Consider the following 25000-nt stretch of genomic DNA (forward strand, 5'->3'; position numbering starts at 1 on the left):
CCGCCGGCTGCGGGCTCATCGTTGATCGAGGCGAAGTCGGTGTGGACGCCGTTGATGAAGTCGAGCTCCGCCATGTCACCGGAGATCAGGTGATCACCCGTGCCCAGCAGGATCTCATCCGCATCGCGGCCACCCAGGACAACCATGTCGCCCGAGCCGAAATCGATCTCGTCGGCCCCGCCGACGGTGCTGTCGGTGGTTTCGATCCGGACGTAGGCGCCAAGCGCGGTCTGTTCGATCCGGCCATTGTCGCCGAGCACCACGCCGTCGCCGTTGGCGCCGGTGATGGAATCGCTGCCCTGGCCACCGATGACCCACTTGTTGCCGTCACCCAGGGTGATCTGGTCGTCGGCACCCGAGGCGGGCACGCTCTGGGAGCTTGCGGCCACGAGCGGCGTCGTGCCGCCGTGCAGCGTCAGGTAGCCCGTGTCGCCCAGGACGATATCCGCGCCGGTGCTGGTCGAGATCGTATCTGCGCCCGCACCGGCGATGATCCAGTCCTCGCCGGAGCCACTGGTGATGCTGTCGGAGCCGCCCTCGTCGTCGCGCATGGAGCTCACGCGGGCGATGGAGCGGGTGTCGAAGGCACGGTTCACATCGTCGAGCTGCTCGATGATGCCGAAGTCGCCGAGGATGATCGCCTCGCCCAGCGAGGTGATCGTGTCATCGCCGGCCACGGAGAGGCCATCGCCGGTCTGCATGTCGAAGCCATCGGCCAGGGGATCCTGGGTGTAGGCCACGGTGATCAGCTGGTCCTGCAGGTCGTTGCGCTGGCTGAGGTCGATGTTGAGACCGTTGTCGCCATAGATATGGTCGCGGCCCAGCAGGCCGTGGATCTCGTCATGGCCGGAGCCACCCAGCAGGTGGTCGTCGTAGTTCGAGCCGGTGATCGTGTCGTCGCCGACCCCGCCCGAGATCATCACGGTGCCCATGGCAGCCGAGGCGTCGATCTTGTCGTTGCCACCGGCGATGAAGGCCCGTGCGGTGCCGTTGAGGCCGCTGATGTCCTCTCCGCCCGCGTCGGTGGTGCCGACGTAGGAGGAATAGCGGTCACCGCTCTGGGTGGTATCGCCGAAGATCGCCAGCACGCGGTCCTCGCCGCCGGCCTGGGCCTCGCCGTCGGTGGGCTTGGTGACGGTGATCGTATCCGAGCCGCCGCCGCCGTGGACCACGGTGATGGCCCCGGCCGCCGTGCTGTCGATGGCCAGCGTGTCATCGCCCTGGCCCAGCATCAGCTCGACCACCTCGAACTCGTCGTAGGTGATCCCGGCCGCGTAGTAGACGTAGCTGGGCGAGGTCCGGGTGCCCTCGTTCAGGCGCAGGTCGGTCTCGACCATGCCGAAGCCGGTCAGGGAGGTCTCGGTCAGCGTGCCGCTCTGGCCGGTCAGGTTTCCGGCGTTGAAGAAGAGCAGCGTGTCGGTCTTGGTGGTCTCATCCGTGGGCGTCGAGACCTCGGGCAGATCCTCGTCGCTTTCGGACGGCAGGGTCAGGCCGGGCTCGAGCGCACGGTCGATGCCGGGGCCGACGCCGCCGTAGACGTAGAGCGGGCCGCGGATGCCGGTCAGCACCTGTTCCTGGGCGCCGACCTTGACCGTGGGCTGGCCCTCGGTGGGCGGCACATCGGCCTTGGTCAGGATGATCTCGACCGGCTGGTCCCAGTTGTCGGCGGTGAAGGTCACCTGGCCGTTGGCAAAGCGCGGGTCGCTGGAGCTGGGCACGGTGAGGCCGTCAGAGAGCACCGAGACCACCACATCGGCGGTCGGCGCCTTCGACAGCACCATGGTGTAGCTGTCCGACGCGCCCTGCGAGACGATGGTGCTGCCGTTGGTCTCGGTGATGATGACCGAGCCCTTGTCGTTGTCGGCCACCTGCACGTCGATCTCGACGGGCACATTGCCAAGGTAGTCGGAGGCCGCATCGTCCGAGGTGACCTCGAGCTTCAGCTTGTGGCTTTCGTAGTTCTCGACATCGGTGTCGTCGGTGGCGGTGATGTTGATCGTCTGCGCGTCCGACCAGTTGCTGGCGTCGAAGGTGACCGAGGCCAGGTCGAGCTCGATGTCGCTGCCCTCGAAGCTGGGCGTGACGGTGATCGTCTCGCCCGGCGCGGGCGCGCGGGAGAGGCGGATCTGCAGCGCATAGGCGCTGCCGCCCTCGACCAGTTCGATGGTCGAGACATTGCCCTCGACCAGCACCATGGGCAGGTCGTCGTCGTAGACGGTGATCTCGGCATTGGCGATGCGCGGCGTCGAGCTGAGCCCGTCGCCCTTGGCCGAATGGCTGATCACAACGTCGCGGGTGCCCTCTTCGGCGCTGTCCTGCGGGGCCTTCACGTAGACGGTGACCCACTCGTTGGCATTGGTGAACTCGATCACCTGGGCCGAGGCATATTCGCCGGTGGCAGAGGTGGCGACCAGCGCCGAGAGCGCGGGGTCCACATCGGTCAGGTCGCGGTCCTCGGAGGACGAGCGCGCCGCCGAGACCGTCAGGTAGACGGTGCCCGCGATCGCCTCGTTCATGCGGATGCGGTAGGAACCATAGGTCCCGCCCTCGTCCAGCACGGCAAGGCCAGAGGTGTCGACCTCGAAGAGACCGCTCTCTTCGGAGGCCACGTTGAGGCGGATGCCGTCGACGAAGATCTGGTCGAAGGCCGGATCTTCGGAGATCACCGAGTGGTTGACCACCGAGGAGGTGCCCTCGACCTCCTGGCTGACGATCTCGGAGGTGACATCGCCGGCGATGGAGATCGTGTCGGCCCCGAGGCCGCCGATGACCGTCACCACCATGCCCTCTGCGGTCGACAGCACGTAGAAGGTGTCATCGCCTTCCAGGCCGTCGACTTCGGCCTTCTCGACCCCCGCGAAGGAGATGTTGAGGCCCGCGCCATAGATGCCGCCATCGGTGATCAGGAAGCTGTCCGCCGCCTCGGTGCCCAGCACCACGATGGTGTCGGTGCCCGAGCCGCCGTCGATGGAGAGCGGGGCGTTGATGTTGTAGAGCACCTTGTCGTCGCCGGCACCGCCGAAGACCTCGGTCTCGCCGCCGCCCGCGGTGATCGAGCTGTCGAGCTTCAGCACGAAGGCCCGCACCACGAAGGTGTCGTTGCCGCTCTCGCCGAAGAGCTTGGTCAGCGCCTTGTTGGAATAGACGTTGAAGGTGTCGTGACCGGCACCGCCGAAGATCACCATGGCCTGGCTGTTGCCCGGCGTCAGGAAGCCCTGGGTAGTCTCGACCGTTGCGATCTCGTCACCGACGGCCACGTAGGGGGCCTGGCGATCGGCGCCGTAGAGCTGGCCGATCTGGAAGGTGTCGTCGCCGGCGCCGCCATCGAGGGTGAACATGGTGCCGGTGTCATCGGAGGCGATGAAGTCTTCGCCGCCCAGGGTGTTGATGCGGATGCGGCCATTGATCGAGGCATCGTAGTTGATGCGCTCGTAGTCATCGGTGATGGCCCCCTCGGCATCCTTGTTCATCAGCGCCACGAAGTTCGGGCGCACCAGCACGGTGTCGTCGGCGTCATCGCGGCCGTTGATGGTCAGGATGTCGGCGCCGTCGCCATCGGCGCCGGTGTCGGAGAAGGTCAGCTCGTAGTAGCGCGCCTCGTCGGGGCGGTTGACGATGAATTCGTCCGATCCGCCCTCGCCGTCGATCAGGAAGCTGTCCGCGGCGTCGCGGGCATTGAGCGAGGTCAGGGTGAACAGGTCCTGCCCGTCGCCCAGTTTCACGGTCACGTCGCCGTCGATGCGGGCCGGCTTGATCAGGATGTCATCGGCATCGCCATAGGTGGTCAGGGTGATCGTGGCGGCATCCCAGGTGCCGTACATCTCGATCGTCGCGCCCTCGGCGTCGGTGGCGAACTGGCTGCCGTCGCCTTGCAGCGCCAGCAGGCCGGTGACGGTCACGTCGCTCTCGAGCGAGAAGGACATGCTGTCGCCCGCCCGCAGGGTGGCGTTGGAGGCCGACAGGCTGGTCGAGCCGGTCAGCACCAGCGCGGTTTCGGCGTTCACCACCAGCGTGGCGGCGGTGACCTTGGCCTCGGCGCCGGTCAGCGTGAGCTGCGCGCCCGAGCCCAGGGTCAGGGCCTGGCCCGCGGCGTCGATCTCTTTCGAGATCGTCATGGCGCCGGCGGAGGTGATGACACCGGTGCCTGCCAGGTCGATGGCCAGGGCCTCGAAGTAGGTGCTGTCGAGCAGCAGCGCGTCCAGCTCGTGGATCCAGGCGCCGCCCACATCGGTCTGCACCGAGAAGCGGGTCACATCGGTGACCAGAGCCTTGCCGGCGGTGCCGATGCTGTCGGCCTGGATGCGGGCATAGACGGTCTCGATATTCGAGGCGGAATCCGAGCGTGCATTGGTCACGGCGCCCGAAACGACGAGGGTCACCAGCTCTTGCGAGGTCAGGCGCATCAGCGGCAGGGCCCCGGCGGAGGTGATCCAGATGTTGTTCACCGCCTCGGCGCTCAGGTGGCCGCCCGTGCCGGTGATCAGCAGATCGAAGGGCACGGTCTGGGTGCCGATGTAGCTGAAGCGGCTGTCCAGGATCAGGACATTGGCAGAGAGGGTGGCCCCCTCGGCACCGGAAATCGCCTGGCGTACCGCGATATCCGCGGTGCCGGTGATCGCTAGGTCCTCGCCCTCGACCAGGTCGAACTGGTCGTAGTCCGAGACATAGAGGCTGCCGCCCACGTCACCGAAGAGACCGCCCGAGAGGTCGATCTCGATCCGGTTGGAGGAGGTGCCCACGGAGCCGGTCACATCCAGCTCGACCTTGACCGCGGTCAGGTCCAGCGAGGGATCGGCATCGTCGGCGGCCGCGTCCAGCAGGTCGCCGCCCACCACCAGCTTGGCATTGCCCAGCACGTCGACATCGCCGAGGCGCAGATCGTCGGGGGTGATGATCTCGAGGCTGCCGCCCACGAGGCCGCGGGACAGGGTCAGCGCCCCGCCCTTCTGCTCGATGAAGGCGTTCTGGCCGGTCTGCAGCAGCAGCGTGGAGCCGTCCGAGATATTCACCCGGAAGAAGTCGTCCGAGCTGCCGATGGAGCCATCGGCGACCAGGCTGACATAGTCCTGGGCGGTGGCGGCATAGCCGCCGGAGGCCACGTCGAAGATCGAGCCGGTCGAAACGATGCGCAGGAAGCCCCCGGCATTGGCGCCGGCGACATTCAGGGTGGCGCCGTCATGACCGATACCGGCCAGGCCGTCGGAGTTCATGGTCAGCAGCAGGGCCGCCGTGGCGTTCAGCGCCCGCAGGTTCACATCCGCGAAGGGACGCGCCGAAACACGCTGGACGCTCCACAGGTCGGCGAAGATATCGCCGTCGGAGACGCTGACGAAGGCCGGATCCTCGGCGAAGCTCTTCTCGCTGGTGATCTCGGACCAGTTGGCGCCCGCGCTGTCCCAGTTGATCGACTGCACGTCGACGCTCTGCGAGCCGCCCGAGACATTGTGGAACAGGCGGTAGGTCGGTGCCGGGTCGTCCTGACCCTCGATCGGCCATGCGGACCAGATCGCGATGACCTCACCCGCGCCGATGGAGAGCGTGTCCCCGTCTGCGTAGTCGGTGAAGATGACGTTCAGCTTGGTCCAGTTCGAGGTATCGGCGGCCAGGCCGCCCTCTTCGGGCTGGGCGGTCAGCGTCGCGTCACCGCCGGTGCGGACGTAGAGGTCATAGACCACGTCGACGATATCCTGGACCTGCAGCGAACGGCGCAGGTTCTCCTGGGCCAGCTTCTCGGCCGGCGAGAGGCTTTCCAGGTCGAGGGTGAAGTCGATCTGCACCGGCTCGGTCAGCGTGCCGATCTTGCCCTGGCCGTCCGCACTTCCGGAGGCGCTCAGGATCACCTCGGCGGCGATGATGTTCGCGTTCTCGGCCGCCGCCCCGGCACCGCCGGTGACAGCGCTGATTTCCAGCAGCGGATAGAGTTCAAGCGCCACGGCAGAGGACAGCGTGCTGTCGATCGAACCATAGGAAGACATGGCCGCGTCAATGGCCGCCTCGCGGGCAGAGCCCTGCAGGAAGAGGCTTTCGACATAGGTGTCGAGCTGATCGCGGCTCTTGTTGGCCTCGTGCAGAGCCTCGTAGAGATAGCTCAGCTCGGCCTCGATGGCGGATTTCTCGGCAGCGCCGTCGAAGCCCGGCAGGGCCGCGTCATAGGCCGCGATCTGCGCGCGGACCGCACCGCCCTGGGCCATTTCCTGCGCCGCGGAGAGGTATTCCCCCCCGCCGTCGGTGGCGCCTTCGGTCGGGTTGGTCGCGCGGACGTAGTCGATGTAGCCGGTCAGCACCGCATGGTCGAAGGACCAGATCGAGTTGTGGATGTCCTCGAAGCGATCCTTGGCCGCCTCGATGGCGGCCTCTTGCTGGGTGTCGCTCAGCAGCGCCCAGTCGGCAGCGCCCCCGGCCTGCTCTTCCAGGTAGGTCTGGAAGGAGGCGAGCTCGGTCAGCGCGGTCTTGGTGTTGGCGTCCGAATGGATCAGCGTGATGTAGTCGCGCAGATCCGAATCCGTGCCGGTGTCCTCGCCGGCCAGCAGCTGGTGGACCGTGTCGTAGCGCGCATTGATCAGCGCACCCGCCATGGCCGCAAGCTGGCGGTCAACCTCGGCGATGTAGCTGGACATCGAGGTCAGGTCCGAGGTCTCGCCCGAGACCCAGATCACCGAATAGTACTTGCTGTAGAGCTCGTTGGTGAAGAGCGGCTTGTCGTAATACTGCTGATGCAGATCGTTGTAGGTGTCGTAGATGATCGTCTCGGCTTCGGAGACGGAGATATCCTCGTCCGATGCGGCCAGGGCGGCCACCAGGTCATCATAGGTCGACAGGCTGGTCAGGTCGCTCGAGACCGCGCCATCGCCAAGCTCTTCGCGGATGTTGGTCCAATACTCGATGTAATCGGCGTATTCGGCCCGCTTCTCGGCATCCAGCTGGAAGCCGATCACGGTGCGGTTGCCGTCGGTCAGGCCGAGGCGATCCTTGTAGGCCTCGAGCCGCGCCGCGGTGATCGCGCCGTCGGTCTCGAAGTTGTAGTCGTAGATCGAACCGGCCGCGGCGGTCAGCTGCACCGCCCCCGACAGGGAGCCCACGGAAATCGGGCCCAGTTCATCGGCGCGGATGAAGCTGGTCACGATGTACTTCGGCTGCACCAGGTGCAGATCGCTCGCCACCTCGGTCACGTTCATGCCGAGACCCGCGGCGGCCGCGAAGCCGCCCTCGGTGTCGGTGTGGTCCGTGTTGATCTCGACCGCCTGGCCGGCGGTGCCGATGACACCGCCCGAAGCCTGAAGCTCGACCCGGTTGCCGCCGACGACGCCGCCGGAGGTGCCGTAGATGCCCTGCGGCGCGCGGATGACCACGTCGCCACCCGAAGAGATGACTTCCTTGACCTTGGCCACGCCGCGATCGTTGGTGTCGGAGCCCACGGTGATGAAGATGTCGCCGGTGGCACGGATGTCCAGCAGGCGCGCATCAGAGGGCGCGCTGGCGTCGCCGGCGCTCCAGCTGGGCGCATCGGAGGTGACGAAGTTGACCAGCGTCAGTGTGACCGAGCCATCGGTGTCGACGGCCTGCAGGTAACCCGAGACCGAGACGCCATCCTCGGCGGTGATCGAACCGCCATGCGCCTGCTTGCCGCCGCCCGAGGGCAGCGAGAAGAGCGGATTCAGGTAGACCTTGGCATCGGGCGCGGTCTTGATGTCGCCCGCGATGACCACGTCGCCGACGCTTTCGATGCGCACTTCCGGCGTGGCGGACTGGTTGGCGAACTCGATGGAGATCGCGTGATCGGCGAGGATCGCCACGTCCCAGTACTTCTTCAAGCCTTCAACCGTCGTCTTCTCGTTGTAGACGGTCTTCTTCTTCATGTAGCCGCCACCCTCGGTCCACTTGCGGGTGGTGGTGGTGTAGTTCTCGAAGTCGTGCAGGAACCGGCCGTTGTCGCGGTCGGATGCCGAGAAGCTGGCGGTGGAATCGACGTCGAAGTCGTCGTCATACTCTGCCTTCAGGCTGCCATCGGTCTCGAAGAGATTGGCGACCAGGATCTTCAGCGGCTCGGTGCCGGTGTACTTGTAGTAGGTGCCATCGCTGCTCTTGACCACGTCGGCGGCGACCAGCTCGACCTCGGGGTTCGAGATGTTCTGGTAGCGCACCAGCACGTCGGGATGGTTGCCGGCGCTGGCGGTCGGGGTCTGGGTCCAGCCGCCGAGCGCGATCAGGTCGTCATAGCTCGACAGGGCCTGGCTTTCGACCAGCGGCTGGTCGTCCAAGGTCTCGACGTTCTTCGACAGCAGCGTGCCGCCACCGGCGTTGAAGTTGAAGAACAGGTTGAAGGTCTTCTTGTAGCGGGTCTCGATGGTCTGTTCGACCGTGCGCTGACCCTGCGAGTAGATGTAGTAGGTGCCTTCCTGCGGCGAATAGCTGTCGGTGGCGCTGTCCGAGAGCGTCGCCAGATCGACGAACTGGATGCCCTGGAAGTTGCCATCGCCATCGCGCGAGATCAGGCCGTAGCTTTCGGTCCGGGTGACCGAACCCGCGTTCTCGGTGAAGGTCGTGCGGCGCGCGACGCTGTCTTCATGGTCGCTGGTATAGAGGGTGTCGGTGATCTGGATCACGCCCTGGCGGTCGGTCGAGGTGTCGATCTCGTTGACGATCAGCTTGTAGCTGGAGTTGTTGCGGATCGAGACATTGGCGTAGCCCGAGGCCACGACCAGTCGGCCGGCGCCTGTCGAGATGACGTTGCCGGTGATCTCGATGCGGCCGCCCGAGAAGAGCATGTCGTCCAGGATGAAGGCCTGTTCGCCCGCGTCCCAGCGGCCGGTGACCGGCACCGCGGTGCCGTTGATCTCGCCGAAGGCCACGCCGTCGATGGCCTGGCCATCCTCGCCGCTGAGCGAGGTGTCGTAGGTCGGTGCGTTGAAGTTCTCGTCGATGGTGATCGACGCCTCGGTGACACCGGACTGGATCAGGCCGTTGACGTTCACATAGGTGGCGACGATCGAGATCATGCCATTGGCGACAACGGCGGAATTGGCCGCGGTCGAGGCGATGGCCGCCTCGATGGTGGAAAGGTAGCCGTCGGGATCATGGGTGTCGGACAGGTAGTCGGTGACCTTGGTGCCCTTGGCGGTATCCGAAGGTTCGACATTGCCGACGAAGCCCGAGAGACCGGCGTAGAGCCGCGGGTTGGAGCCCACGTGATACCAGTCGGTCGAGATGGTGAAGTCGCCACCGGCCGAGATATTGACCGTCGCGCCCGAGATCTGGCCGCTGACGCGGATCGCCGCGGTGTCGTTGTTCAGGGTGACATTGCCCAGCTCGTTGATCACCGAGCCGAGGATGTAGAGATCCGGCGGCAGGGTCGGCGTGGTCTGGAGCTGGTCGAAGTTGCCCGCGTTGAACTCGTCCAGGAAGTACTGGTCGATGGCGTCGATATAGGCGTAGTCGTTGCGGTTCATCGCCGCCACGGAGACGGTGATGGTGGCCGAGGGCTCGGTGCCGTCATCGGCGCCGGTCATCTTCACGTCGTTGACGTAGATGTTGCCCGGATAGAACTCGGTGTAATCGCCCGTGTAGGCCGAGTAGCGCGCCACCTTGGTGTTGTCGATGATCACGTCACCCACGCGATGCATCAGCATCATGTTGGAATAGACGGTGATCTCGACATCCTTGTGTGCCTTCAGCACCGGGGTGCCACCGGCGACGAGGCCCGCGAAGGCCGAGGCTGCCGCATCGCTCTCGATGAAGATCGAGCCCGGCGAGGCAGTGATGTCGGGGATGGTGATGAAGAGCGTCTCGAGAGTGTCCTCGACGATGCCGCCGTTCTCGTCCGGCGGGGTCAGGCCGAGCTGACGCATCTGGGTGGCGATCTGCTCGAGCTGGGCCTGGTAGCGGACCAGGGCCTCTTCGTTGGTGTCGTATTCGCTGATCCACTGCTGGACCTGCTTGTACTGCGAGGCCAGCAGGGTCGCCAGGCGGCCGACCGAGATCGTCGGCGCATTGATCGCCGTGGGACGGATCACCACCACCTGCTCGTCCAGCGCGTCGCGCATGAAGCCGCCGGCATCGCTCTGGTAGGCGGTGTCGATCTGCTCTTGCGAGGGCGAGTAGATGCGCTGCCACAGGGCCGAGTTGGTGTAATCGGCGGTGTTCATGTTCAGGGTGACAACGCCGCCGTCGTCACCGCCGATGAAGCGGTAGTAGCCGCCCGTCACGCCGGTGGCGCCAGTGGAGCCGGCCGAGAGCGTGACGATATCGCCGTAGAACAGGTCCATGGAGAGCTCGGAGCTATCCCAGAAGCCGATGGTGTATTCCTGGGTCAGATCCAGCCCGAGGGCGGTCTTCTCGGCATCGGTCAGCTCGCGCTCGGCATCGCCGTAGGTGAAGGTCGTGTTGCTGTTGTTCTTGTCGAAGAAATCGGCCGCGTCATAGACCATGAAGCGCGACTCGAAGTTCACGCCGGCGCGGATCTTGGCGGTCTCGGCAATCTCGACGGTGTTCGAGGTGCTCTGCCCGCCATCGTTAGTGACGTTGTAGCCATAGGGCGGCACGGCCAGCACCAGCACCAGGCCATCGTAGCCGAAGCTCGAGATACCGTCCTTGGCCTCGATGAAGACATTGCCCGAGGACATCAGCTGCGAGTTGCCGGTGATATTCACGTCGCTGTTGAGGTCGGTGGTGTTGTTCTGCACCGCCACGCCCAGCGAGACCCCCAGCGACACCAGAGAGCCATTGGCCGCCGTGCGCGAGACGATGGAGTTCACGGTGCCGTTGGCCTTGCCCGCGGTCAGCGCAAGGCGGCTGGCCTGGATGAGGCTGTCGTCGATGTTGATCGTGGTGTCCGAGTAGGTCTTGGCGGTGACCGAGATCCCGAGGTTGGCCGACAGGTAGCCGGCCTGGAAGATCGCCGCGTCGGCGGTGTTGCGCATGTAGGCGCGGGTCTCGACGGTGACGTCACCGGCGAAGTTCTCGATCGAGGCACCATCCATCGAGACATCGGTCTCGGCCCGGATGATCTGGCTGCCGGTGGCCACGGCGGCGCCCGCGATGCCCGAGACCGCATGGACCTCGATCGCGTCGGCGACCGAGTGGTCGGTGAGCGCGCGCAGGGTGACAGAGCCCGGCTCGTCGTAGGAGCCGACGCCGACGATGCGGGTCTTGCCCAGGTCGACCTGGCTGACGGACTTGTCGCTGCTGGTGCCGATTTCGGCCCCGGTGCCGAGGTAGGAGAAGCCGATCAGGTTGCCGGCGCCGGTGACGACGTTGTTCTCGACCTTCTTGCCGTCGCCGCTGTCGACGATGCCTTCCTTGTAGAGCTTGTTGTAGCTCTGGATCTTCACCGTGCGGGCGATGATCAGCGTCCGGTCATCCGCCGCGCCGGTGCCCTGCACGAAGCGCACCGTGGCGTCGCCGGTCGAGGTCAGCGACAGGTAGGCGCCGGTGCCCGAGGCCACGGCCAGGGCATAGGCATCCGCCGCGCCATCGACCTCGCGCTCGGCGCGGGCGGTGATGGTGACAGATCCCGCGGTCAGGCTGGTGCCATCGTCGATGACGGTATCGGCAGAGGCCTCGTCGGTGAGCACGGTCGCCGCGCCTGCGCCGGCGACACCGCCGCCGCCGCCCGCGGTGGCCTTGGCCCAGATGTCGGACTTCAGCTCGGACGAGAGGCTGATGATCTCGGCCTGCAGGGAGCTGCCGTTGATCACCTTCAGCTGGCTGTCATAGGTGTGGCCGGTGCCACCCTCGATGATCGCGTTCGAGCTGCCGAGCGCGCCCAGGCCGGCGGCGACGCCGGTGTTGGAAGAGCGCAGGAACATGTCGTAGGTGGCAAGCCCGGTGATCTGGTTGCCCGCCACGAGCGAGGCATTGTCGATGATGGTCTGGACCTGGCCCTCGGCCACGGCGGTGCCGACGTTGACCACGGCGGCAACGGTGCCGACGCTGACGCCGACCGCGCCGACCTCGGTGATATCCAGGTCGGACTTGGACCACAGCACGATGTCCTGCGCCGTCACGCTGACGTCGCGGACCGCGGAGCGGACCGTCGAGCGATGGCGGCTTTCCAGCACGGCCGCGCCGATGGCCAGGCCGATGGGCGCTGCGGCGATCGAGACATTGTCCACGTTGGAGGACATCTCGACGACTTCGTTGGCCTTCACCGTCACCGTGCCCGAACGGGCCTCGACCTGGCGGTTGGCGTTGTCGAGGTCGATCTCGGCCAGCACGGTGTTCGCGGTGTCGAGGAAGATGTTCAGGCCGCCGCCGGTGGCGGCGTAGCCGCCGACCGCCAGGGTCACACCGATACCGTTCAGGTCATTGGCCTTCGAGGTCGCGTCGGCGAAGACGGTGACGTTCTCTCCGGCGTCGACCATGGTGTCGTTGCCCACCCCGCCCAGGATCTGGGCGCGCGAGGCATTGGCGATATCCACGTTCAGCAGCGAGACAGAGATCGACACAGCCGCCAGGCCCGCCGAGGTGGCGGTGCCGACCATGGTGCTGCCCTCGACCCCGTCGACGGTATCGTCGACGGTGGTGTTGGCATCGGTCTGCACGGTGATCGAGCCACCGGCCACGAGGTAGCTGTCCTGGGCGATGGCCTCGACGGTCGAGAAGTTGGTGACATTGATCCCGAGGCCCGCAGCGGCAACACCGCCGCCGATGCCGATGGCAATCGCCACCGAAGCGGCGGCGACGCGCAGGTGGTGCTCTTCGGTGGCCATGGCCTGCAGGTCCAGGTCATCGGCGGCATCGAGGTAGCTGCCGGTGGCATAGACACGGGTCACGTGGTCGCGGTCGGCTTCGCTCTCGCCGCCGATCTGGGAGTTCGAGATCGAGATGCCGATGGAACCCGCGCCGGCAATGATGCCCGCGGAGGCGGCCACGGCGGCCGAGGTCACGGCAGAGGTGGAGCGGGTGGTCGAGGTGGCCACGAAGGACATGTCGCCGATGGCATCGTCGGAGGCATTGGTGCCCACGGTCTTGATGCGGGCATCGGTGATGACGATTTCCGAGGTGTTCTTGATCACGTTGGTGGAATTGGCACCGGCGCCCGACAGGGCGAGGCCGCCGAAGAGACCGCCGCCGGCGGCGACGGAGGCCGCGACCGAATAGGCCTTGGCGGTGGCGTCATTGGTGGCGTCGGCGTTGATCCAGCCCTGGGCGGTATCCGCACCGGCTCCGTCGCTGTCGACACCGGCCAGGATCATCGGCGCCGAGGTCAGCGCGTTGTCGGTGATCAGGATGCTGGCCGAGGTCCGCAGGTCGTTGCGCGCGATGGCGGCACCGATGGAGATCGCCACGCCCACGCCGACCGGGGCAACCGCCGCGGCCAGCGAGGCACCCACGGCCGTCGCGGTGGCCGAAGAGGTGTCCGAGGCGACAAGGGTCAGCGTCTCGGTCTCGAGGTACTTCGAGGTATTGCCGTAGGAGGCCGTGCGCTCGATCTGCACCGAGGTGTCGGTGTAGATGCTGTTGGTGACGCCCGCGCCGGCGCCAGAGACCGCACCGGCGGCATAGCTGTCGACACCGACGGCCACCGAGTTGGCATTGCCGACCGCCGAGATGACGGAATTGTTGGTGGCACTGATGGTGCTGGCGCCGGTCATCGACAGGCCCGCGTCCAGCAGGCGCGCGGTCACGTCGAAAGCCTCATCCGAGGTGCCGATGTCGTTCGACACATGGGTCGCGCCGATCGAGACACCCAGGCCGCCACCGCTGCCCGCGGCGCCGATGGCCACCGAGACCGAAACCACCGAGGCGGTGATCTTGGCGGAGTTCACCGCGCTCAGCACCAGGCTGCCGGCGGTGCCGGCGTTGACCGAGGTGATCTCGGCCAGGGTCGAGCCGGTGATCTTGTTGAAGGCGAAGGCCCCTGCCCCGGAGATGGCCACGGCAGCTGCACCGGAGCCCGCCACCGAGACGGAGGCGGCGACCGCGATGGCCTCGATCTCGAGCTTGCGGCCCGAGGCGCTGGTCTTGGCCTGGACGGAGAGGCTGTTCTCGACGTCGAGCAGGCCTGCGCCGGTCAGCCCGGTGATCCGGGCGATGGTTTCGGCCTTCATCTCGTTGCGCGCCACGGCGACGGCCACGGAGACCGAGACCGCGCTGCCACCGGCGACCGAGACGGCCACGGCGGCAGAGCCCACGCCCGAGTAGATATCGGCAAGGTTCAGGGCGGTGATCGAGACATTGTCGGCAACCAGCTTGTGGCTGGTGGAGCTGCCCGAGACCTCGGCGAGGACCTCGGCCTGGCCGAGGTTGGCGGCACCGGCACCGGCACCCGCGCCGGCAAGGCCGAAGCCGCCGGTGGCGGCAACGGCCACGGAGGCCGCGACCACATGGGCGTCGATGTCGATTTCGCTCTTGGCCTGCAGGGTGAAGTCACCATCCAGGGTCACGAGGCTGTCGGTCACGCGCGAGGCCACGATGAAGCCGTGATCCGCGGGCAGACCGCTGACCGCGCTCGAGGGGCCGTCGGTCTGGTTCACCGCCACGGCGACACCCAGGGCGACACCGCCGCCGGCACCGCCGCCTGCGGCCACGGCCACGGCAAGTCCGACCACCACGGCAGTGATGTCGGCATCGGAATAGGCATCCACGGTCATGTCGTCGACGCCGGAGATCGTGGCGCTTTCGACCAGCGCATAGGTAGCGCCCTTGATCGTGTTGCCCGACCCCGCGCCGCCGCCGGCGAAGCCGACGGGTCCGGTGGTGCCGGCAACCGCGGCGGCCAGCGAGACCGAGACGATGGTGGCGGAATTGTCGACGTCGAGGAACAGATCGTTCTGTCCGCTTACGCCACCGCTGCCGGTGACCGTGGCGCCGAGGCGCGCTCCGGTGACCGAGGAAATCTGGTTCGAGGCCGCCGAGAAGCCGACCGCGCCCGCTCCCGAGGTCCCGCCGATGGCGACCGCGGCCCCGAAGGCCACCGAGGTGATATAGGCGTCGTTCGAGGCGGTGACGCCCAGGTCGGCCTGGTTGTTCAGGTTGACCGTCGCGCTGCCGATCCGGGCTTCGACATCGCTGTCGATCCTGGCCACGGCCACGGAGCCTGCCACCGCGATGGCCACCGCGGAGCCCATGCCCAGGGCTGCCGCCGCGCCCACCGAAACGGTGACGATGCCGCTGCCGTCCAGCGCCGAGACCTGCAGGCCCGGCGTCTGACCGGTCTGGCTGTCGGCGGTGGTGGTGGCGGTGGAATTCAGGTTGATCGTCGCGCCGTCGCCGATCTCTGCGACGATATCGCGCTCGATGTAGGTCGAGGCCACGTTGATGCCGATGCCGACCATCTTCGAGCCGCCGATGGCGGCGGTGATGTTCACCGACTGCGACTTCAGGTCGTCGCGGCTGACATCGGTCTGGCTGAAGACGTCATCGGCAAGACCGGCCACCGCGTCATCGAGGAAGCCATAATCGTCACCTGCGCCGACAGGCGCCTCGGCGCCCGCCGCGATGGTCACGTGACCGGAAGAGGTGATAGTGATGTCGCCGGTCACCTTCGAGGTCACCGAGCGGCGGTTGTCGACCACGCCGAAGGCCAGGCCCACGCCGCCATTGCCGAGCGAGATGCCGACCGCGCCGGCGATGTTGGTGATATAGGAGCTGTCGGTGGCCGTCGCGGTTAGATCCGCCACGGTCCAGGTGCCGGAAGAGCCGATATCCACCTTCACGTCGCCGGTCAGCGTCGAGGTGGCGACAGAGCCGCCGATGGAGATTCCGCCCGAGCCCGCGCCGCCGATGGCCACGGTCACCAGGCCCTGTTCCGCGCGCGCAATGAGGCTGGTGGCCCCGGTCGCGGAGATCGTGCCGTCGAGCTTCACCGTCACCGGGGTGTCGATCAGGTTGAGCGCGATACCCGCACCGCCTGCCCCGCCACCGGAGCCGGAGAGGGCCACGCCGAAGCCGCCGGCCACGGCGACATAGGTGCTCTCGTCATAGGCCTCGGCCCGCAGGGTCGAGCCAGAGGTCAGGACAGAGGTCCCGTCGACCGAGACCTTGGAGCCCAGGAAGCTGCGGTTCGCCGCGGCAGAGCCTGCCAGCGCCACCTTCTTCGAGACCGCCGCGCCAACCGCGACGGCGACCAAGTCCATGTCGTTGCCCGCCAGCAGCACCATCGGCGTGGTGCCCGTGGTCAGGGAGGAATCCGAGATCAGGACCTCGGTGCCATGGGTCTCGTCATCGTCGTTCTTGGCGCTGGTGACGATGTTCACCGCCACCGCGATGCCGACCGCCACATTGCCGGCCGAAAGCGCGGCGCCACCGGCGCCGACACCCAGCCAGGAGGTCTCGAGCGCCGAGATGGTCAGGCCGCCATCGTCGCCGACCTCGATATCCGAGCCGGTCACCTTGGCGACCGTGGAGGAGGCATAGTGGTTCAGCGCCACCATGCCGACCCCGGCGCCGCCAGAGGCTTCCTTGGACCCGGCGATGCCGAAGGCCACCGAGTCGATCACCACGTCGTTCAGTGCCGAGAGGGTGAAGCCATCCGCCGAAACGCCCGTGGCATTGCCGACGTATTCGGCCATCGCGGTCACCAGGCTCTCGATCACCGAGAAGCTGAGCGCGACGCCGACACCGGCCTTGCCGCCATAGGCCGCGGCACCGGCGACAGATATCCAGTCGGAGGAGTTCTCGGCCTTGATGGTGACCTCGGGCGTGCCGGCCAGGGTGACCTGGTGGCTGGAGGTGCCCACGAGACCTGCCTCGATCTCGGTGCGGTTGACCGCGACGGTGAGCGAGCCGGTGACGCCGACCCCCTTCGAGCCGGTGGCCACCGCGACGCCCGCGGCGAAGAGGAAGTAGCCCGCCTTGTCCAGAGCGGTCAGGTCCAGGCTGCCCAGGGTCAGGACGAATTCATTGCTGTCGGTGCTGACCAGCGCCGAGATGTTCTTGGTGCTGTTGACCGCGGTCACGGCGCCGGAGACGCCCACGGTCGACTGGCCGCTGCTGGAGGTCGAGACCGAGCCCGCGCCGGCGATCAGCACCTTGGTGGTCTCGTCCTGGGCGGTGAGGGTGAGCGCATTGGCGCTCAGGCTTGCCAGGTTGGAGACCGTGACATGGACGTTGACGGTCTCTTCCAGCGCCGCGGCCGAACCCGAGACGGCGACGCCGCCCTTGCTCGAGGCCGCACCGGCGGAAGAGCCGGAGGACGACAGCGCGCTGCCGGTGCCGCTGCTGCCGGCAAGAGAGCCGGTGTCGGACGAGCTCTGCGCCGATTTCGGGGCATCCGCCGTCTTGGCCGCAGCCACGGCGCCCATCAGGGTCACGCCCGCCGAGGTCGCGCTGAAGCTGGCATCGCCGGTGATGTTGAAGACGCCGCCGCTGCCGTCGCCGGCCACCTGGGCCCGCGCGGTGCGGTCGGTAATGACGGTGACCCCCGAAAGGCCCACCGAGACACCGCTCGAAGAAGAGACTCCGCCTGCGAAAGCGAAGAGATCGACGCGCTCGGTGGCGCCGACGGTCAGGTCACCGGACAGGGTGATGGTGCTGCCCGCCCCGATCTCGGCCCGCGAGACGGCGTCGATGTTGTAGTGGTTCCAGGCCCCGTTGATCGACAGCTTGCCGCCCTTGCCACCCGCGGCGGCCAGAGAGACGCCAAGGTGGTGGGTGCTGGCCGTGACATCGAGATTATCAGCCTTAATCCAGACATCGCCGATCTCGGCGATGGCATTGGTTCCCTCGACATTGATCGCGATGGAGCCGCCGATGGCGGTCTCGGTCTCGCCCTCGCCCAGCGGGTTCTGCACCGCGCTGCTTTTCTTGAAGCTGTCCTTGATGCCCGTGTAATGTGCCGCGATCGCGCCGCCGAAGCCCTTGTTCTTGGTGTCGGCGGGGTTCGAGAAGCTCATGCCGAAGGGCGCGATATTGCCCAGGCCGATGATGTTCTGATCGGTGGCCGAGGCAGAGACCGTGACCTTGCTGTCGGCCACCGCATCCGCGCCGTCGGTGCCGTCGGAGGTGATCACAACCTTGGCGCCGTCGCGGATCATGGCGTTGGCAGTGTAGTTGGTGTCCAGGTAGTGGCCCGCCAGCGCGACCGAGGCCTTCTCGCCGCGCGCGAAGCTTTGTTCCCAGATGTTGAAGAGCTTGGTCACCAGGCCGAAGTTGTCGTCCAGGTAGGTGGCCAGTTCGCCAATGAAACCAATGACGTAGTTCGACCAGTCGACGGCTTCCCAATCGGCAGGCTCGTTAGCGAAATCTTCGGTCGACAGGTCGACCTTCAGCCGCGAGGTCTTGGCCTTGTACTGCGTGCCGTCATCCAGCTCGACGATATCGCCGGCCGAGATGTCCTGCTCGCCATCGGCGGGCGTGTAGTCGGGATCGCTGAAGGCTTCGACCAGCGGCATGAAGAGCGTCGACAGCCAGGTGGCGGTGATGTCGAAGGAGTTCTCGGCGGCCGCGTTGACGGTCACATCGCCCTGGGTGCGCAGCACGGTCCCGGATTCGATCTCGGCATCTGCGGTGATCTTCAGGACGCCGACGTTGACCGCCAGCGTGGCGGCGAACTTGGAGGACTCGAGCTTCTTGCCCTGGTCGCTCTCGCCCTCGTTCGAGGCAAAGGCGAAGGCGGCCATGGTCGGGCGCACCGAGGCGGTGCCGTAGACATCGACCGAGCCACCGACCTTGATCAGCGAGTCGCTGCCGTCGTCGTAGCCGACAGAGGCGGTCACGTTGTCGATGTCGACGAAGACACCGACCGCGCCCCCCAGCTGGAAGGGCGGCTTGTAGGCGGCGTCGGAATCGCCGTCACCCAGCTTTTCGCCCAGCCACTTGGAGAAGGCATTGGGGTCGCCCGCCAGCAGCCAGGCAGAGGCTTTCGCGGAGACAACCGACTTAATGGGCCCCAAGGGATTGAGATCCTTGAGGAAATCATCGACCACGTTGCCGCCGCTGACAGAGCCCACGGAGGCAGAGCTCATCACGCCCGGACTTGCGGCGAAGGGCACGATATAGCCCAGCTTCTTGCTGACCGCGCCCAGCACGTTCTGCGCCTGGACGATCAGGTTCCCGTCCACCGTCAGGTCTTCCGAGGTGACCCGCGCGGTCGTGGTGTTGGTGCCGACCTGGACACCCGCGGCAAGCGCGAAGAGCCCGTCGTCGCCGGTCGAGGCCCCGGCGGTGACCAGCATGCGCTCGACCGAATTGGCCTCGGCGCGCAGGTCGCCCTGGACATGGCTGCCCGAGGCGGCATCGACGAGGACGTTGTTCTCGATCAGCGCGATGGAGACGGCGAAGCCCAGGCCGACGCCGCCCAGGCCACCGGATTCCGCGATCACGTCATTGGTCACATCGACCGAGGAGCGCAGGTCGAAATCACCCGTCAGGTCCAGCTCGCCCAGGATCTGGACGTCGTGGTAGACCTCCGACAGGCCGAAGCCGAGTGCCGCCAGGATGGCAATGGGCTTGGCCTTGCTCACCTCTTCGGTGGCCACGCGGATCACCAGGTTGCCGTCGTCGCCGGTGCCGGTGGTCTCGAACTTGGTATGCTCGGAGGCGACCAGGGTGATCGAGGAATAGGTCTTGGTGTTCGCCGAGATCAGCGACATGTCTTCCAGCGCGTCGATCAGGCCCTGCCCGATGTCGGCGGCGGACTCGCCCAGGCCGGCCCAGAAGCTCTGCTCATCCGCCGGATCGCCGGTCGAGACATTCTCGGCCGGCAGCTTGCCCGCCCGCAGGTCGATGCGGATGTTCTTCGCCGAGATCACCGCATCGCGGTCATCGTCGCCCGAGACATTCCCGCCATAGCCGAACTGGTAGTTGATGGTGTTGCTCGTGGGCTGCCAGAAGCCCGTGGTCCAGCGGCGATCCTCGGCGCGACCGACGAAGATCAGGTCTCCGGTCGAGCTGATGGTGGTGTCGCGCATCTGGGTGAAGTTGAGCGTTTCAAACACGATACGGCTGTCGCTGTCGCCGGTCTGGACGACATCGCCGGCGATGACGATGCTGCTTGCGCTGAAGGTGAAATTGCCCGCGCCGAAGGTGACATTGCTGTCGATCGTCATGTCGTAGGCGCCGCTATTCTCGTAGCGGGTGAGCCAGCTCTGCTCGAGCTTGGCCGGCGGCGCACCGATGATCGCATTGAAGGCGACATCGCCGGTGCCGTTGGCGGTGTAGTCCACCGCATCCATGATGCCGGAGGGCACCGAACCGGTGAAGTCGAAGTAGATCAGGTCGAAGGCATTGGCCGCATCCCCCGCCGAGACGTTGGAATCGACCGCCAGCGTGGCGCCGCCCGCGTAATCCTCGAGGATCAGCGTATCGGTGCCCTGGCTCTTCTTCACCGTGTCGGCGCCGCCGCCGGAGCGATAGATCAGGTCGGCCGAGAAGCCCTCGGCGTCGATGGTCTGATCCGCAGAGGTGCCGCGCACCTCCAGGATCTCGACATTGGTGGCGGTCAGCAGGGTGGTCGGCCCCGAGGTGTCTTCAACCGTGAAGGAGGAGCTGTCGCCGTCGATGTCCAGGCTGCCCGCCCAGCCCGAGCGGGTGAGCAGCAGGTGGTCGCGCCCTGCCCCGCCGTCGATCGTATCGCCTTCGGCCGCAGTGGTGCCGGCGATAATCAGGTCGTTGCCGTCCGAGCCGGTGATGTCATCGGCTCCGGCAAGGCCCTGGATCATGACCTTGGCACCGCCCGCGAGCGCGGCGGTGACCGAGCTGCCCGAGAAGGCGATCTGCCCCAGGCCAAGGGCCTCGAGCAGGCTGTCATCGACCCAGACGGTGGTCCCGCCCGAGCCATCGTCCTCGGTCACCTCGACGCCCTCGAAGCTGAGGGTGCCGCTGCCCTTGGACGAGCTGATGACCAGCTCTCCGTCGGTGATCGAGGCGGTGATGCCGTCGAGGTCGTTGAAGGCGTCCAGCACGTCCTGCATGGTCTCTTCGGAGCCGTCGAGATCCAGGTAGGCGATGGTGCCGTCGGGGTGGATGACCTTGAGATCGTAGAAGGTTTCGCCGGTGTCGACGGTTTGCGTGCTGCCGGTGCTGTCCTCGTAGGTGATCGTCGAATCGTTGGAGTAGCGGATCGGCAGGCCGAAGCCGCCGTTCAGGTCGCTGATCAGCGTGGCGGCGGTCAGCTCGGCCTTGCCCAGGCCCGAGGCATCCAGCGTATCGGCACCCGTGGTGCCGATCAGGACGAAGTCCTCGAAGCCGCTATGGGCGACCTTGTTGGCAGAGAGAGCGGAATTGGCATTGAAGGACAGCCAGTCGTCGTCCAGCGTCTGGTTGGTCTGGCCGGCACCGACGATGCGGTCGAAGCCCGCGCCGCCATCGAGCACGAGATTGGTGGAATCGTAGGTACCCGCACCGGTCACGACCACGGTATCGTCGCCATCGCCCAGATCGACCGCGTGGCCAGCCCCCACGACGACTTCATCGTTGCGGCTGGAGCCGGTGATCATGGCGCTGCCGGTGAAGCCCGAGACATCCACGTAGCCGCCGACCGAGAGGTCGAGGCTGAGGTCCGCGTTCTCGATGTTGGCGACGCTCTCGGGGCTGCCCGCACGGGTGCCCTCGATGACGTCATCGCCCGAGGTCTCGGTGTCCTGGGTTTCCAGGCTGAAGGCGGTGGCGCTGCCCGCATCGGGCGTGGCAGTGCCTGCGGCCTTCAGCATCAGGCCCAGGTCGCGGCCCTGGTAGGCATAGGTGAAGGTCAGCGTGACGCCGGTGATCGCATTGCTGGTCGCATCGCGGGAGACGGTGATCTCCAGGCTCTCGCTGTCGAACTGCTGGAAGCCACGGATCGCCTGGATCACGTCGGCGTCGCTGTCGCTGAAGGCCAGCGGTGCCGTCGTCAGCTCGGTGCCATCTTCCAGCACCAGGGTCAGGCGGAAGAAGTCGTCCGCGCCGGTGCTTTCGGGCAGGTCGAGCGACATGATGAAATCGGTGTCGCTGTCCATGTCGTGGATCAGCGAGGTGTCGGTCAGGATATACTGCCGCGCGCCCGCCTCGATCAGCAGGTCATCGCCCGAGCCGCCGTCGAAGCTGTCTTCGCCGGAGCCGCCCGAGAGCGTATCGTCATCGCTGCCGCCGACCAGGGTGTCGTCACCGCCGTTGCCGACGAGCATGACAGAGGCCAGGGTCAGCCCGGAGGCGTCGAAGGTGTTGTCGGTCTCGTCGCCCGAGAAGGTCAGACGGTCGAAGTCGCCGGTCAGCGTGTCGGTGTCGCCGGTGTTCTTGGTGACCTCGATGAAGGTATCGGTGGCATCGTCGGCCGCCGTCCAGTTGCCGGCCACGTCGATGGCGTAATAGCGATCGGTGCCGCCGGTGCCGGTGATGCTGTCGGCCCCCATGGAGGCCTGGAAGGTATCGTCCTGGGCCGAGCCGATCAGCGTATCCGCGCCATCTCCGCCGCGCATCGAGATCGTGCCGGCCGTGTAGGCGCTGGCGTCCATCAGGATGCCGGTGGCAAGCCCGTCCTTGGCCAGCAGGACCACGTCGCTGACGCCGGTGAAGCTGGCCACCACGTCGCCCGCGGCCGTGTCCTTGCGCAGCTCGCCATCGAGCAGCACGAGGTCCTGCGCGGCATAGCCATAGCCCAGGGTATCGGTGCCCGCACCGCCCTGGATGGTGGGCGAGAAGGAGGTGAAGTCGACATCGCCGAAGGCCAGCAGGTCATCGCCGGACAGGCCCTGGATCAGCTTGGTCTCGCTGCCGCCCGTGAGAGCGTCGTTCTTGGTGGTACCGATCAGCACCTCGACCGCGCCGGTGAAGGCCTGGAAGCCCGCGACGGCGCCTTCCATGAGGTCGGTGATCACGTCGCCGGTGTATTCGCCGTAGTCGCCGCCGTCGCCTGCGTAGCTCAGCGTCAGCTTGGAGCCGCCAGAATTCGAGCCACGCTGGATGTTGGTATAGCCGAGGGTCAGCGCCCCGGAGACCACCACCGCGCCGGCGTAGACATCGGTCACGTACCAGGTCAGCACATCGGTGGGGATGTTGAACTCGATGGTGTCGGGATCGTCGGAGCTGCCCTGCCCCTCGAAGTTCTCGACATCCGTGAAGCTGGCCCCTGCGCCCAGGTCGGTACCGGTGCCCGTCTTCAGCTCAAGCGCGAAGGAGCCATCGGCGCCATTGCCGTCGACATTGGTGACGGTGAAATGCGAGCCCAGCGGATCGCGGGTCTGGATGCCCGCCGTGGTGTCGTCGAGGTCGATCGGCAGCGCCGCCCCCTCGTCGAAATCGCTGGCGTAGACGGTATAGACCGCGTCCAGCGCATCGGTGTCGCCCTTCAGCGTGTCCTTGCCCGCGCCGCCGGAGATGGTCGCGGCCGCGCTGAACTTGGTCAGGGTGATCGTGTCGTCACCCGCGCCGGTCGAGATGTAGACCGTATCCGAGGCGGCGATGATCTCGTCGTTGCCGCCGCCGGTGATCACCGCGTTGAAGCCCGCGTGCAGCGACAGGCCGGTCGAGGTGCCCTGCTGGAAATCGACCGAGACATCGCTGTCCCAGGCCGAGAAGTTCAGGGTCGAGACGCCGGTGGCCTCGCTCTCGAGCTCTTCGACGCCGCGCGCCGAAAGGGCCGCGCCGGCCGTGACATAGGTCACGGTCAGCTCGGGCTTGTCGGTATCGTCGCCCGAGAAGGCCACGCTGACATCCCCGGCGAAATCGAGGATCAGCTTGTCCTCGCTGTCACCGCCGGTCAGGTCATCGGCGCCCCAGACGGTCGAATAGGTGCCGAGGCTGACCCAGTCGAGCGCGCTCGAGGCATCGGAGGGATCGTCGGGCAGCTCGAAGAACTCGACGTTGAGGGTGGCCTCGGGACGGGTGTTCGAGGTGATCGCGTCGATGGTCCATTCCAGCAGGTCATCGGTGCCGGTCACGGAGTCGTCGCCGCCGCCGAGGTTGAAGACCACGCCCTGGCCCAGGCGCACCGCATCCTCGCCGCCGGTGCCGGTGAAGCCGGTGACGTTGCGCACGTCCAGCATCCAGCGCACCGCGTCGCGGTCGGTGTCATTGGCGTCATAGAGGCTGAGCTGGCCGCCTTCGGCGCTGAAGTCCGCCCCCGCCTGGCCGGCGGTGCGGCTCTCGAAGGCCAGGTTCAGGTGGGTGTCATTGCCCTTGAAGGCATCGACGCCCGAGATCGAAAGAGAGGTGGCGCGAGACAGCGTGCTGTCGGAGGTCGCGCTGGCCGAGGTGCCGGCGGTGAACCGCTCGAAGAGCGTGCCCGAGGTATCCCAGGTGACCTTCCATTCCGAGCCGACGCCGATCTCGTCGACCAGCACGTCGCGGTTGGCCTCGAAGGAGAAGTTCTCGACCCCGTCGAAGGAGAAGGCGTAATCGCGGCCGCCGTCGTAGGTCACCTTGGTGTCGATGGAGGTATCGTTGGCGTCGGGATCGTCGGTGTCGCCGGTGGCCGCCATGATCGACAGCTCACCGCCCGCGGTCGAGCCGGACAGGCTGTCCAGCGTCCAGATCACGCCCTCGGGCGAGGCGGGGCCGACCAGGGTGTCGTCACCACCGCCCAGGTTGATGTCGAAGGACAGTGCCGAGGCGATCGAGAGGATCGACTCGTCGACGACCAGCGTGTCGCCGTCCGCCGATGCGGTGATCGACAGCGAAGTGATCATGTCGGGGTTGATCGCATCCACGTCGCCCACGACCACGCGGGACTCGCCGTCGATCTCGATGATGCGGCGTTCGGCGATCACGACCGCCGAGCTGTCGTCGGCGTTGATCCCCTGCACCAGCTGGACACGCAGTTCCTTCTGGTTGTCAGGCTCTTCTTCGGTGCCGGCGTTGTAGCTGACCTCTGCCACGCGCAGCGAGGCATTGCCCGCCAGCGCGAAGCTGGCGCTGATCGGGTCCGCCGAGAGCAGCAGGCGCGGCTCGAGGTTGTCGATGGCAGGGCGGCGCTTGGGCAGACGGGCGCGCGGCTTCCTGCGGAACATTCCACGGGTGAACCCGTCAAGGAAATCCGAAAGCGTCGGCTGAGTGGCGGGGGCGGAGCCAGGGCGCATCACCGGGAGCAGATCGTCCACGGCTGTGGCGTTCTGTCGGTCCGATTTGTCGAAGATCTTACTCATCT

Annotated in this window: 1 protein-coding gene; it reads right to left on the bottom strand. The window is 66.6% G+C overall.

What is annotated here, in order from left to right:
- The coding region (locus tag CRO50_RS18265; RefSeq protein ID WP_143516961.1) for an LEPR-XLL domain-containing protein at positions 1-24998 on the bottom strand (24998 nt) is incomplete at its 3' end.
- Positions 24999-25000: the final 2 nt, after the last annotated feature.

The organism is Pseudooceanicola antarcticus (assembly GCF_900215355.1).
In the GTDB taxonomy this organism is placed as follows: Bacteria; Pseudomonadota; Alphaproteobacteria; order Rhodobacterales; family Rhodobacteraceae; genus Pseudooceanicola; species Pseudooceanicola antarcticus.